We start from the raw sequence: 13,405 nt of genomic DNA, 5'->3' as shown, positions 1-13,405 counted from the left end.
AAAAGTGGAAAGCGCATTCTACCAGTTGCGGCAAATCCCCGATTGCGAGCCGTTTTTTTTCCAATCGTCAAGCCGCTGTTGCATCTGGAACATATGTTAGACAGAAAGGTCACAAAGCTTTAATGACAGCTAACAAAGCCAGATATACTGAAATCTGAGTCTACAGAGAAACAAACCAGGGAACGCTTTCATGTCCGTAACGAATCCGCGCACTGCCGTAGAAAACGACAGCGACGGACTCGTCTTTGCGGATGAAATCCCACGCCACGGCGCCCGTGCGCCGGAACCGCCGTGGCGGATCATGATCGTCGACGACGATGCCGATGTCCACACCACCACGACCTTCGCCCTGTCCAATATGGAGATGCAGGGCCGTCCGCTGGAATTCGTGCACGCCTACTCGGCGGCCGAGGCGCGCGAACTGCTGCGGCACGAGACCGGGCTGGCGGTGATCCTGCTCGACGTGGTGATGGAACAGGCCGACGCCGGCCTGCACCTGGTGCGCCACGTGCGCGAAACGCTCGGAATGCGCGACGTGCGCATCATCCTGCGCACCGGTCAGCCAGGCTATGCGCCGGAGATGGACGCGATCCGCGGCTACGACATCAACGATTACCGCTCCAAGTCGGAGCTGACCCGCACCAAGCTGTACACCGCGGTGGCGGCGGCCGTGCGCTCGTTCGAACAGATCCGCGCGCTGCAGGCCAACCGGACCGGCCTCGAAACCATCGCCCGCGCCAGCGCCGAGCTGATGGCCTTGCACGGCCCGCGCGACTTCGGCCACGGCGTGCTGGCCCAGCTCGCGATTTTGCTGAACCAGCCGGCCGACGGCGTGCTGTGCTCGCGCGAGCCGGGCCAGCACAACGCGCCGCTGCGCGTGCTGGCCGGCAGCGGCAGCTGCGCCCACCTGGCCGACGGTGCGGTGACCGCGCATCCGGACCACGGCGTGCCGGCCGCGATCGAACGCGCGCTGGCCGAGCGCACCAATCTTTACCTGCCGGGCCACCTGGTGCTCTACTTTTCCGGCAAATCCGGACGCGATTTCGCCGCCTGCCTGCGCCTGGCGCGGCCGATCGGCGACATCGAGCGGCGCCTGCTCGACGTGTTCTGCGGCGTGGTCGCGGTGGGCCTGGACAATGTGGAGCTGGTCACGCACCTGCACCGCTCGGCCTTCTACGATTCGCTCACCGGCCTGCCCAACCGCACACGCCTGGTCGAACTGCTGGACGCCACGCTGGCCGGGCCGTTCCGCGCCGAAGCGATCCTGGCGCTGGTCGACATCGACCACTTCTCGGAAACCAACGACGCCCTCGGCCACCAGTTCGGCGACAGCCTGCTCAACGCGGTGGCGGAGCGCCTGCGCGCCTCGCTGTCGGGCGTGACGGTGGCGCGCATTGGCGGCGACGTGTTCTGCGTGCTCGGCGCCGCCCAGACCGTGACCCCGGCCGGCATCAGCGCCCTGTTCGACGCGCCGTTCTCGATCGATGGCCAGGACGTCCAGGTGGCCGCGACGCTTGGACTGGTGCGCTTGTCGGACCATGACGGCAGCGGCACCGATGCGCTGAAGGACGCCGACATCGCGCTCAAACGCGCCAAGAGCCAGCACGGCAGCAAGCATTTCTACTTCACGCGCGGCCTGGGCATTGCGATCCGCGAGCGGGTGCGCATGATGCACGCGCTGCGCCGCGGCTTCCGGCGCGGAGAGCTTTACCTGGCCTACCAGCCGCAGGTCGATCTCGACACCGGCCATTCCTTCGGCGCCGAGGCGCTGCTGCGCTGGCGCACCGAGGACGGCGAGGACGTCGCACCGGACCGCTTCGTGCCGATCGCCGAATACTCCGGCCTGATCGCGGAGATCGGCGAATGGGTGCTGCTGCAGGCCTGCCGGGAGCTGATGCGCTTGCGCGCTGCGGGCCATACCGGTTTCACCATGTCGGTCAACGTCTCCCAAGTGCAGTTCCGCCACCCGCATTTCATCGACATGCTGCGCCGCGTGCTGCAGGAGACGGGTGCGCCGGCCGAGAACATCGAGCTGGAGATTACCGAATCGATGGCGATGGAGGAACCGGACGTGCTGGCCGAGCTGCTGGCGCAGGTCAAGGGCACCGGCGTGTCGATCGCGATCGACGACTTCGGGACCGGGTTCTCGTCGCTCTCGCATTTGCAGCGGCTGCAGGTCGACCGGCTCAAGATCGACCGCGCTTTCGTGTCCGAGATCACCGGCTCGGCGCGTGGCAGCAGCATCGCCGAGATGGTGATCCAGCTTGGACGGAATCTTGGGCTGTCGATCATTGCCGAAGGCGTGGAAGATGAACGCCAGGCGCACATCCTGCGCGCGCTGGGCTGCCGCAAGGCACAGGGCTTCCTGTTCGCGCGCCCCTTGGCTCCCGATGCACTGCTGGACTGGCTCGCGCAGCCTCACTGAGCAGCCACACACCGCCATCGTCGTCCCTGCGAAGGCGGGGACCCATAGACCGTTTGCAAGGCCGCACGATTTGCCCCGGCCGCGTAGCTGCGCGCTCAGCATGGGTTCCCGCCTGCGCGGGAACGGCGGGGTTACATTAACGATGAGTACAGCACCAAATGCGCTTATCCGTTTCAGTTTGTCCTAAACTGAATCAAGGTTAAACGTTTCATCTCCACCCCTGCTGCACAGCAACATAAAAAAACCTGAGCAAACGCCACGCGTGCACGGCTGAACCCTTTATCATGCCGCTTGCCGCAAGTCACCTCACAAGGGAGAAGCGTTTTTATGAGCCAGAGTAAGCCTCTGTCGCTGCATGTACCGGAGCCATCCGGCCGGCCCGGCTGCAAGACTGATTTTTCATACCTGCAGGTCACACCCGCGGGCGCTGTACGTCAACCACCCATCGACGTATTGCCGTCCGAGACGAGCGACCTTGCCTCCACCATGATCCGTGTGCTCGACGATGACGGCAATGCCGTCGGACCGTGGGCGCCCGATCTCGACCGCGAGACGCTGCGCTTCGGCCTGCGCACGATGATGAAGACGCGTATCTTCGATGCGCGCATGGTCATCGCCCAGCGCCAGAAGAAGCTGTCGTTCTACATGACCTCACTCGGCGAGGAAGCAATCGGCACCGCCCATGCGCTCGCGCTCAAGGACGGGGACATGAACTTCCCGACCTACCGCCAGCAAAGTCTGCTGATGGCGCGCGAATACCCGCTGCGCGACATGATCTGCCAGCTGCTGTCGAACGAAGCCGACCCGATGAAAGGCCGCCAGTTGCCGGTCATGTATTCGGTGCGCGAGAAAGGCTTCTTCAGCATCTCGGGCAACCTCGCGACCCAGTACCCGCAAGCCGTGGGCTGGGCCATGGCCTCGGCGATCAAGGGCGACACCAAGATCGCATCTGGCTGGATCGGCGACGGCGCCACCGCCGAATCCGACTTCAACACCGCGCTCACTTTCGCGCACGTGTACAACGCCCCGGTCATCCTGAACGTGGTGAACAACCAGTGGGCGATCTCGACCTTCCAGCACATCGCCGGCGGCGAGAGCGTCACCTTCGCCACCCGCGGCGTCGGCAGCGGCATCGCCTCGCTTCGCGTGGACGGCAATGACTTCCTCGCGGTGTACGCCGCGTCCTGCTGGGCCGCGCAGCGCGCGCGCGGCGGCCATGGCCCGACCCTGATCGAATGGGTCACCTACCGCGCAGGTCCCCACTCCACTTCCGACGACCCGTCGCGCTACCGCCCCGCGGACGACTGGTCCTACTTCCCGCTGGGCGACCCGATCGCCCGCCTGCGCAAGCATCTGACCGCCAAAGGCTGGTGGAGCGACGCGGAACACGAAAAGGTACAGGCCGAACTGGAAGCCGAAATCCTCGCCGCCCAAAAAGAGGCGGAGAAGCACGGCACCCTGATCGACGGCCGCGTGCCGAGCGCGGCGACGATGTTCGAGGACGTCTACAAAGACATGCCCGAGCACCTGCGCCAGCAACGTCAACAATTGGGAGTGTGAAGTGGCACGCGACGACGATAAACCAGAAAGCAAAGTCGTGCCGATGACGATGATCCAGGCGCTCAGGAGCGCCATGGACATCATGCTCGGCCGCGACGACAACGTGGTCATCTACGGCCAGGACGTGGGCTACTTCGGCGGCGTGTTCCGCTGCACCGACGGCCTGCAGGCCAAGTATGGCAAGACGCGCGTGTTCGACGCGCCGATCTCCGAAGGCGGCATCGTCGGCACCGCGGTCGGCATGGCCGCCTACGGCCTGCGGCCGGTGGTGGAGATCCAGTTCGCCGACTATTTTTATCCGGCGACCGACCAGATCGTGTCCGAGGCCGCGCGCCTGCGCTACCGCTCGGCCGGCGACTTCACCTCGCCGCTCACCATTCGCATGCCCTGCGGCGGCGGCATCTATGGCGGCCAGACCCACAGCCAGAGCCCGGAAGCCTTTTTCACCCACGTGTGCGGCCTGCGCACCGTGATGCCGTCCAACCCGATCGACGCCAAGGGCCTGCTGATCGCCGCGATCGAGAACGACGACCCGGTGATCTTCCTCGAACCGAAGCGCCTGTACAACGGTCCCTTCGACGGCCACCACGACCGCCCGGTGGTCCCGTGGTCCAAGCACCCGATGGGCGAAGTCCCGGAAGGTTATTACAAGACGCCGCTCGACAAGGCCGCCGTGTTCCGCCAAGGGGCCGACCTGACCGTGCTCACCTACGGCACCATGGTGTGGGTATCGGAGGCCGCGGCCAACGAGACCGGCATCGACGCCGAAATCATCGACCTGCGCACCCTGTGGCCGCTCGACCTTGAAACCGTGCTCGCATCGGTCAAGAAGACCGGCCGCTGCGTGGTCGTGCACGAGGCCACCCGGACCAGCGGTTTTGGCGCCGAACTGGCCGCGCTGGTGCAGGAACACTGCTTCTATCACCTCGAAGCGCCGATCGAACGCGTCTGCGGCTGGGACACTCCCTACCCGCACGCGCAGGAATGGGCGTACTTCCCGGGCCCCGATCGCGTGGGCGCGGCATTCAAACGTGCGATGGAGCGCTGATATGGGCATTCATGTCATTAAGATGCCCGATCTGGGCGAAGGCATTGCGGAAGTCGAAGTCGTCGAATGGCACGTCAAGCCGGGCGACGTCGTCAAGGAAGACCAGGTGCTGGCCGACGTCATGACCGACAAGGCCACGGTCGAGATCCCGTCGCCGGTGCACGGCACGGTGATGGCGCTGGGCGGCGCGATCGGCCAGTCGCTGGCCGTGGGCGCGGAGCTGATCCGCCTGGAAGTCGAAGGCGCGGGCAATCACTCGGCCGACAAGGACAAGGCGGCGGCAGCGCCGGCGCCAGTGTCCGCGCAGGACGCCGTGGCCGAACAGCAGGCCGGGGAGCCGGTGGCTGTCGGCGCATCGGGCAAACCGTCCGGCAAAGCGGAAGCCGCGCCGGCCAGGACGGCCGCTGCTCCGGCGCCCGCACCGCAACGCGCGGCCGCTCGTTCCACTGCACAGGTAGTGGCGCTGCGCCCGGCGGGCGAGAAGCCGGTCGCCGCTCCCGCCGTGCGCCAGCGCGCATGGGACCTCGGCATCGAGCTGCAGTATGTGATGGGCAGCGGCCCCGCCGGCCGCATCACGCATGCCGACCTCGATTCCTACATCGAGACCCGCCAGCGCGGCGGCGGCGGCATGGGCGGCGCGGACAACCGCTACGCCGAGCAGCATGGCGAACAATCGACCCCGGTGATCGGCCTGCGCCGCAAGATCGCCGAGAAGATGCAGGAAGCGAAGCGCCGCATCCCGCACTTCACCTACGTCGAGGAAGTGGACGTCACCGAACTTGAAACCCTGCGCGGCCAGCTCAACGCCCGCTACGGCGAGGAGCGCGGCAAGATCACCCTGCTGCCTCTGCTGATGCGCGCAGTGGTGCTGGCGGTGCGCAAGTACCCGGACGTGAACGCGCGCTACGACGACGACGCCGGCATCTTCACCCGCTACAACCCGGTCCACATCGGCATCGCCACCCAGACCGGCACCGGCCTGATGGTGCCCGTGGTGCGCAACGCCGAGGCGCGCGATCCGTGGTCGAGCGCGGCCGAGGTGGCGCGCCTGGCCGACGCCGCGCGCAACGGCAAGGCACTGCGCGAAGAGCTGTCCGGTTCCACCATCACCATCACCAGCCTGGGCGCGCTGGGCGGCATCGTCAGCACGCCGGTCATCAACTGGCCGGAAGTAGCGATCGTCGGCGTCAACCGCATGGTCGAGAAGCCAGTGGTCCGCAACGGCGCCGTAGTGGTGCGCAAGACGATGAACCTGTCGTCCTCGTTCGACCACCGCGTCATCGACGGCATGACGGCGGCCGAATTCGTGCAAACCATCCGCGGCTACCTCGAGTGCCCGGCAACCCTGTTCGTGGAATGAGGATATGAATTCAGTAACGACGACTCTGCTCGTGATCGGCGGCGGACCGGGCGGCTACGTGGCCGCGATCCGCGCGGGGCAGCTCGGCATCCAGACCATGCTGGTCGAAGGCGACAACCTGGGCGGCACCTGCCTGAACATCGGCTGCATCCCGTCCAAGGCCCTGATCCACGCCGCCGAGGAATTCGAGAAGGCGCATCACTACAGCGGCGATTCGCCGCTCGGCATCGCGGTCGAAGGCGTGAAGATCGACGTTGCGCGCACCGTGCACTGGAAGGACGGCATCGTCAAGCGGCTCACCGGCGGCGTCGGCGCGCTGCTGCGCAAGCACGGCGTGCAGGTGGTAAAAGGCTGGGCGCGCATCATCGACGGCAAGACGGTCGAAGTCACCGAACATGGCGCGGCGGAAGGCAGCATGCGCATCCATTGCGAGCACCTGCTGCTCGCGACTGGATCGCAGGCGGTCGAGCTGCCCTTCATGCCCTTCGGCGGCCCGGTGGTCTCGAGCACCGAAGCGCTGTCGCCCGGGAGCCTGCCCAAGCGGCTGGTGGTGGTCGGCGCCGGCTATATCGGGCTGGAGCTGGGCATCGCCTACCGCAAGCTGGGCGTGCACGTCTCCATCGTGGAAGCGATGGACCGCATCCTGCCGGCCTATGACGAGGAGCTGGTGAAGCCGGTGGCGGCGTCACTCAAGCGCCTGGGCATCGACGTCCACCTGCGCACCAGCGTGCTGGGCGCCACCGAAGCCGGCGACGGCGTGCGCATCCGCGGCGACGGCGGCTACGAGACGACCCTGGTCGCGGACCGCGTGCTGGTGGCGGTCGGACGCAAGCCGCGCACCGAAGGCTTCGGGCTGGAGAGCCTGCTGCTCGACATGAACGGCCGCGCCGTGCGCATCGACAACCAGTGCCGCACCTCGATGCGCAATGTGTGGGCGATCGGCGACCTGACCGGCGAGCCAATGCTGGCGCACCGCGCGATGGCGCAGGGCGAGATGGTGGCGGAGATCATCGCCGGCAAGCGGCGCCACTTCGCCCCGGCCGCGATTCCGGCGGTGTGCTATACCGATCCTGAGGTTGTTGTGGTTGGCATGACGCCGCAGGATGCGGAACGCCAGGGCCTGGATGTCATCACCGCCAACTTCCCGTTCGCAGCCAATGGCCGGGCCATGACCATCGAAAGCACGGACGGTTTCGTGCGGGTGGTGGCGCGTAGCGACAACCACCTGATCGTTGGCTGGCAGGCGGTCGGGCGCGGCGTGTCGGAGCTGGCAGCGGCGTTCTCGCAGTCTATCGAGCTTGGCGCGCAGCTGGAAGACGTCGGCGGCACGATCCATGCGCACCCGACCCTCGGTGAAGCGGTGCAGGAAGCGGCACTGCGGGCACTGGGGCACGCGTTGCACATCTAAACGCTTGGGAAATAAAGAGAACGTCGTTCCCGCGCCGGCGGAACCCCACTTTGCGTAAGCAGTGCAAACGCGAGAGCAAATCGCTGCTCGACGAAATGGGGTCCCCGCGTTCGCGAGGACGACGTTCTCTTCTTTTTCGAGTTCTCGCCTATCCTGACGTTCTTAACATCACAGTCGCTGCTTCGCCGGCGCCCGCGCCAGCACCATCCCCAGCGTCAGCGCGGTCTCCGTGACCTCTTCCAGCGACGGCGAATAGTCCTGGTCGATCCAGCGCAGCGCGATGTGCATCACGCCGCCGACCACACCTGCCTGCAGCAGCTCGTCGTCCTGCAGCTCCGGCGGCGCCACCATGCTGGCCACGCGCCGCCCGATCTCGCGCAGCGCCGCGTCGAAGGCCTTGTCCACCGCCCGGCTCACGCCACGGATCTCGACCAGGAACACGCGCGCCGAGCGCGGCTCGCGCTGCAGGGCCGCGAAGTGCTCCAGCAGCATCGCGCGCGCCCTCGCCTTGCGGCTGCGGCCCGCATCCTCGGCCGCCCGCATCACCTCGCCGAACATGCTGAAGGTGACCGCGTTGAAGCAGGCAATCAGCAGCTCCTCGCTGTTGGCGAACGACTCGTAGAAATAGCGCTCGGTGAGTCCGGCCGCTTCGCACACCGACTTGACGGTGGCATTGTGATAGCCCCGCTCACCATAGACCGCGACGGCCGCTTCGACCAGCCGGCTGCGCCGTTGCGCGCGCCGCTCGTCGGGCGAAACGCCACGGTAGGGGCGCGAGGTTTGGATGTCCGGGGTCATGCCGCTATTGTGTCACAGTACGGACGCAGCGGCACCTCCCTCGGCCGGGGGAACACAGCGCGACAGCTTGTCGGCATACATCGCGTTGTCGGCGTGGCGCAGCAGCAGCTCCGCCTGCTCGCCGTGATCGGGGAACAGCGCGATGCCGATGCTCGCGCTGACGTGCACGCAGTGCTCGCCGATCGACAACGGCACGGTCACGGCGGCGCGGATCTTGTCCGCCACCAGGGACGCGTCTTCGGGCCGCGCCAGCTCATCGGCCAGCATCACGAATTCGTCTCCGCCGAAGCGCGCCACGGTGTCCGAGCTGCGCGCGCACAGCGCCAGGCGTCCCGCGATCTCCTGCAGCAGGCGGTCGCCCGCGCCGTGGCCCAGGGTGTCGTTCACTTCCTTGAAGCGGTCGATGTCCACAAACAGCAGCGCCAGCCGGCGCTCGGTCCGGCGTGCGCGTGCCAGCGCGATGCGCAGGCGGTCGTGGAACAGGCGGCGGTTGGGCAGCCCGGTCAGGTCGTCGTAGCGCGCCGCACGCAGCAGGTCGGCGTGCAGCTGCTGCCGCTCGACCGCGACGGCCAGCTGCGCCGCGACGAAGCGGAACAGTTCAGCATCGGCGGCCAGGCCGCCGGCGCCGGTTCGGTCGCGCAGGAACAGTGCGCCATTGGTGCCGCGTTGCCCGGTGAGCGCCAAGGCCTGCCAGCTTTCGACGTGATGGTCGCAAGGCACGTGCACCAGCACCGGCGCACCGCCGCGGTCAGACGCGCGCGGCCAGTGGCGCAGGCGCTCGCGCACGCTGGCCTGCATCGCGCCGTCGCCGGTCGAAAAGAAGATCGCCGCCTCGCCGCGCTCGCCGACGCCGTCGGCGACGATGGCCACCGCATCCACCTGGACCACCTGCGCGAGGATCTGGTGCAGTTCGACGCACAGCTCGGCCAGTTCGGTGCAACGGTGGGCGGCAGAAGTGATTTCGTAGGTGGCGGACTGGCGCCGCTCGGCCAGCACCAGGCTGCTGACGTTGCGTGCCACGCCCACGCGCAGCCCGTGCTCCGGCAGCAGGCGCGCCGACCACATGAGCTGGACCCGGCGCCCGTCCTTGTGCAGGTAGCAGTTCTGGAAGCCGACCCGGCGCTGGCCGCCGCGCACCCGAGCCGCCTCGGCTTCCGTCGCCACCCGGTCCTCGGGCGCCAGGAACTCGAACTGGCGCCGCCCGATCATCTCCTCCGGCCGGTAGCCCAGCATGTCGTGGCATGCCGCACTGACGTGGACGATGACGCCGTCATGATCAACCAGGAAAACCGCGTCCAGTAAAAGATCCGTAATGCTGTCCAGCAGATCCGGCAGGGGCATTTTCAAAGATGGCATACAGCCTTCATTTACCGTAGGACAACAATCTTATCATTGGAGCAGCAAAAATATGCAATAGGCAATGGTTTTTGCCGCAGCTGCTTACATCTTGCCACCAAAAATTTGACAATGTACAGTGTCACTAATCAGAAATACAACGGAACAGCATGTCCGCCCTCCCGCCTTCATCCGATAAGCCCCTGCTCGACGTGCTGATCGTCGGCGCCGGGCTGTCCGGCATCGGCGCGGCCGTTCAGTTTCAGCGGCGCTGCCCCGGAAAGCGCTACGCGATCCTGGAGGCGCGCGACGCCATCGGCGGCACCTGGGACCTGTTTCGCTATCCCGGCATCCGCTCCGACTCCGACATGTACACGCTCGGCTATGCGTTCAAGCCCTGGACTGCGGCCAAGGCCATCGCCGACGGGCCTGCCATCCGCGACTACGTGCGTGAAACGGCGCACGAGCATGGCGTCGAGCGCCACATCCGCTTCGGCCAGAAAGTGACCGCCGCCGAATGGTCGAGCAAGGACGCCTGCTGGACCGTGGTGGCCGAGGAGCGCGCGGGTGGCGCCAAGCGCACCGTGCGTGCACGCTTCCTGTACATGTGCAGCGGCTACTACAGCTACGAGCAGCCCTGGCGCCCGCGCTTCGACGGCGAGGACGATTTCACGGGCGTGATCGTGCACCCGCAGTCCTGGCCCGAACGGCTCGACTACGCCGGCAAGCGCGTGGTGGTGATCGGCAGCGGCGCCACCGCCGTGACGCTGGTGCCGGCGCTTGCGCAGACGGCCGCGCACGTGACCATGCTGCAGCGCTCACCGACCTTTGTGGTCAATCGCCCTTCCGAATATGCCTTCGCCGCGCGCTGGCAGCGTATCCTGCCGCGGCGGCTGGCCTGGTTCGCCACACGGTGGCGCCTGATCGCCGAGAGCATGGTGCTGTACCGCTTCGCGCGCAGGTATCCCGACGAGACGCGGCGCCGCATCCTGTCGCTGGCGCGGCGCGACCTGGGCCGCGATTACGACGTCGAGCGCCACTTCAACCCGCGCTACCAGCCCTGGGACCAGCGCATCTGCGTGGCCCCCGACGGCGACCTGTTCCACGCCATCCGCGCGGGCCAGGCGTCAGTGGAGACCGACACCATCGAGCGCTTCACGCCCGGCGGCATCCTGCTCAAGTCGGGCAAAGAGCTCGACGCCGACATCGTCGTGACCGCCACCGGCCTGCGTCTGAGTGTGCTGGGCGGCGCTGCCTTCAGCGTCGACGGCCAGCCCTACCAGCCCGGCGAAGCGCTGGCGTACAAGGGCATGATGCTGTCCGGCCTGCCGAACTGCGCGATCGCGTTCGGCTACACCAATGCGTCGTGGACCCTGAAGGCCGACCTGACTTCGGCCTGGGTCTGCCGCCTGCTGCGCCACATGGACCGCCGCCACGCCGACATTGCCATGCCCCGGCGCGATGGCGCGCAAGCCACCCAGCCTTTCGTCAGCTTCACCTCTGGCTACGTGCGGCGCGCCGTCGGCCTGCTGCCGCAACAAGGCGCGCACAAGCCATGGCAGGTCTACCAGAACTACCTGCAGGACCTGTTGATGATCCGCTTCGGTCGCATTGCCGACGGTGTCCTGCGCTTCGGTGCGAAAGGCGCGCTCCCGTGAAGCTCGCGCAGAGGGTCGCGGTAGTCACCGGCGCCGGCGGCGGCATCGGCCGCGCCATCGCGTTGTCGCTGGCGCAGCGCGGCTGCCACCTGGCGCTGGCCGACATCAACGGCGCAACAGCCGAACTCGCCGCCGCCGAAGCGCGCACCTTCGGCGTGCGCGCCACCCACCACCAGCTCGACGTGGCCTGCCGTTACGCGGTGCGAACGCTGCCCCCCGTCGTCCGCGCGGCGCACGGGCGGGTCGACCTCCTGGTCAATAATGCCGGCGTGGCGCTCGGCGGCACCTTCGAGCAGGTCAGCGAGGAAGATTTCGACTGGCTCATGGAGATCAACTTCCACGCAGTCGTGCGCATGACGCGCGCCTTCCTTCCGCTGCTCAAGGCCAGCGACGACGCCTGCGTGGTCAACCTGTCCAGCCTGTACGGCTTGATCGCACCGCCGGGCCAGGCCGCCTACGCCGCCAGCAAGTTCGCGGTGCGCGGCTTTTCCAACGCGCTGCGCCACGAGCTGGCGGGAACATCGGTCGGCGTCACCGTGGTGCACCCGGGCGGCGTCAACACGGCGATCGCGCGGAATGCCCGGGTGCCGGCCGCCGCACCGGAGGAGGAAGTGGAGCGCGGCCGCAAGATCATGCAGAAGCTGCTGCCCATGCCGGCGTCCGAGGCCGGCGAGATCATCGTCCGCGGCATTGAGCGCCGCCAGGCGCGCATACTGGTCGGCAGCGATGCGAAGATTGCGTCGCTGCTCGAACGCCTTGCCCCGGTCAGTTACTGGAACCTCCTTCGAAAGGCCATCAAGGCATGATCGTCAACCTGCTGCTGTTCCTCGTCGGCGCCGTCATGCTGCTCGCCGCCGCGGGCGCCCTGTTCACCTGGCGCACCGCGCGCCGGATCGAAGCGCACCTGCCGCCGCAGGGCCGCTTCATCGACGTGCCGGGCGCGCGCCTGCACATTGTCGAAGCGGGCAGCGGACCGGCACTGTTGCTGGTGCATGGCCTGGGCGGGCAGCTTTGCCATTACACCTATAACGTGGTGGAGCGACTCGCCGCCAGCTACCGCGTGATCGCGGTCGACCGTCCCGGCTCGGGTTACTCGACGCGCGATCCGTCGGCCAGCGCCGGCTTGCCCGCGCAAGCCGCCGCATTGTCTTCCCTGGTCGCGGCGCTGGGCCTCGAACGCCCACTGGTGGTCGGCCATTCGCTCGGCGGAGCGCTCGCACTGCAGCTTGCGCTCGACCATCCGCAACGCGTCGGCGGGCTGGCGCTGGTCGCGCCGCTCACCCATGCGCCGGACGCGGTGCCGGCCGCATTCGAGGGGCTGACCATCGCATCGCCCACCATGCGCAAGCTGGTGGCGTGGACGCTCGCCACGCCGGCCGCGATCATGCGCGCCACCACCGTGCTGGCCCAGGTGTTCGGCCCCGAACCGGTGCCGCGCGATTTCGCCACCCGTGGCGGCGGCCTCCTCAGCCTGAGACCGGGCCAGTTCCTCGCCTCATCCGCCGACCTGCAGGCGCTGCCCGCCGCGATGGAGCAGCTGGAGCGGCGCTACGGCGAGCTGCGCGTGCCGGTACGTATCCTGTTCGGCAAGGACGACCGCATCCTCGACTGGCGCGCCAACGGCCAGGCCCTGGCGGACAAGGCGCCCGGCGCCGCCCTCACCCTCGTCGACGGCGGCCACATGCTGCCGATCACCCAGCCGCCGTTGACGGCTGCCTTCATCCGCGAGGCCGCCGGCCAGCAGTTCGGCCTCGCAGGCCGCCAGGCCACGGGCTGAGCAGCATCAGGCCCGGCGGCGGGCAACACCCGGATC

10 protein-coding genes are annotated in these 13,405 nt (G+C 67.5%); 8 read left to right on the top strand and 2 right to left on the bottom strand.

Going from position 1 to position 13,405, the window contains the following annotated elements:
- Positions 1–190 precede the first annotated feature (190 nt).
- The 5 genes from NX778_RS04495 (at position 191) to lpdA (ending at position 7,801) form a co-directional block, all read left to right on the top strand.
- Positions 191–2,425, top strand: a complete 2,235-nt coding sequence (locus tag NX778_RS04495) for an EAL domain-containing response regulator (protein ID WP_258810469.1) — start codon at positions 191–193, stop codon at positions 2,423–2,425.
- 327 nt (positions 2,426–2,752) lie between these two features.
- The gene (locus NX778_RS04490) at positions 2,753–3,985 is read left to right on the top strand and encodes a 3-methyl-2-oxobutanoate dehydrogenase (2-methylpropanoyl-transferring) subunit alpha (protein ID WP_258810468.1); all 1,233 of its coding nucleotides are present in this window, start codon (positions 2,753–2,755) and stop codon (positions 3,983–3,985) included.
- 43 nt (positions 3,986–4,028) lie between these two features.
- Positions 4,029–5,033: an alpha-ketoacid dehydrogenase subunit beta gene (locus NX778_RS04485; RefSeq protein WP_258811045.1), complete on the top strand. Its 1,005-nt coding sequence runs from the start codon at positions 4,029–4,031 to the stop codon at positions 5,031–5,033.
- Between the two features lies 1 nt (position 5,034).
- On the top strand, positions 5,035–6,393 hold the full coding sequence (locus tag NX778_RS04480; RefSeq protein ID WP_258810467.1) for a dihydrolipoamide acetyltransferase family protein: 1,359 nt from the start codon (positions 5,035–5,037) through the stop codon (positions 6,391–6,393).
- Between the two features lie 4 nt (positions 6,394–6,397).
- Positions 6,398–7,801 carry a dihydrolipoyl dehydrogenase gene (lpdA, locus tag NX778_RS04475; protein ID WP_258810466.1) on the top strand — a complete coding sequence of 468 codons (1,404 nt, stop codon included), beginning with the start codon at positions 6,398–6,400 and terminating at the stop codon, positions 7,799–7,801.
- A 168-nt stretch (positions 7,802–7,969) separates the two neighbouring features.
- On the opposite strand, the gene NX778_RS04470 is transcribed toward lpdA, so the two are convergent.
- Complete coding sequence (locus tag NX778_RS04470; RefSeq protein ID WP_258810465.1) at positions 7,970–8,599, bottom strand: TetR/AcrR family transcriptional regulator; 630 nt, start codon at positions 8,597–8,599, stop codon at positions 7,970–7,972.
- 12 nt (positions 8,600–8,611) lie between these two features.
- Positions 8,612–9,955 (bottom strand): sensor domain-containing protein, encoded by a 1,344-nt coding sequence (locus NX778_RS04465; protein ID WP_258810464.1) that lies wholly within the window; start codon positions 9,953–9,955, stop codon positions 8,612–8,614.
- Positions 9,956–10,104: 149 nt separating this feature from the next.
- On the opposite strand from NX778_RS04465, the gene NX778_RS04460 reads away from it, so the two are divergent.
- The 3 genes from NX778_RS04460 to NX778_RS04450 are packed head-to-tail and all read left to right on the top strand — an operon-like array spanning position 10,105 to position 13,369.
- The gene (locus NX778_RS04460; RefSeq protein WP_258810463.1) at positions 10,105–11,592 is read left to right on the top strand and encodes a flavin-containing monooxygenase; all 1,488 of its coding nucleotides are present in this window, start codon (positions 10,105–10,107) and stop codon (positions 11,590–11,592) included.
- Complete coding sequence (locus NX778_RS04455; protein WP_258810462.1) at positions 11,589–12,398, top strand: SDR family NAD(P)-dependent oxidoreductase; 810 nt, start codon at positions 11,589–11,591, stop codon at positions 12,396–12,398. Before NX778_RS04460 ends, NX778_RS04455 begins: the two co-directional genes overlap by 4 nt.
- Complete coding sequence (locus NX778_RS04450; protein WP_258810461.1) at positions 12,395–13,369, top strand: alpha/beta fold hydrolase; 975 nt, start codon at positions 12,395–12,397, stop codon at positions 13,367–13,369. The genes NX778_RS04455 and NX778_RS04450 overlap by 4 nt, the downstream gene beginning before the upstream one ends.
- Positions 13,370–13,405 lie beyond the last annotated feature (36 nt).

This window comes from Massilia terrae, assembly GCF_024753145.1.
Taxonomy (GTDB): domain Bacteria; phylum Pseudomonadota; class Gammaproteobacteria; order Burkholderiales; family Burkholderiaceae_D; genus Telluria; species Telluria terrae.
Note: the sequence above shows the minus strand (reverse complement) of the source record. Positions and strands in the feature narration are given on the sequence as shown.

Coding starts and splice junctions, on each gene's coding strand:
- NX778_RS04495 (WP_258810469.1), top strand. CDS start 191: ATGTCCGTAACGAATCCGCGCACTGCCGTAGAAAACGACAGCGACGGA.
- NX778_RS04460 (WP_258810463.1), top strand. CDS start 10,105: ATGTCCGCCCTCCCGCCTTCATCCGATAAGCCCCTGCTCGACGTGCTG.
- NX778_RS04480 (WP_258810467.1), top strand. CDS start 5,035: ATGGGCATTCATGTCATTAAGATGCCCGATCTGGGCGAAGGCATTGCG.
- NX778_RS04470 (WP_258810465.1), bottom strand. CDS start 8,599: ATGACCCCGGACATCCAAACCTCGCGCCCCTACCGTGGCGTTTCGCCC.
- lpdA (WP_258810466.1), top strand. CDS start 6,398: ATGAATTCAGTAACGACGACTCTGCTCGTGATCGGCGGCGGACCGGGC.
- NX778_RS04465 (WP_258810464.1), bottom strand. CDS start 9,955: ATGCCATCTTTGAAAATGCCCCTGCCGGATCTGCTGGACAGCATTACG.
- NX778_RS04490 (WP_258810468.1), top strand. CDS start 2,753: ATGAGCCAGAGTAAGCCTCTGTCGCTGCATGTACCGGAGCCATCCGGC.
- NX778_RS04485 (WP_258811045.1), top strand. CDS start 4,029: ATGACGATGATCCAGGCGCTCAGGAGCGCCATGGACATCATGCTCGGC.
- NX778_RS04450 (WP_258810461.1), top strand. CDS start 12,395: ATGATCGTCAACCTGCTGCTGTTCCTCGTCGGCGCCGTCATGCTGCTC.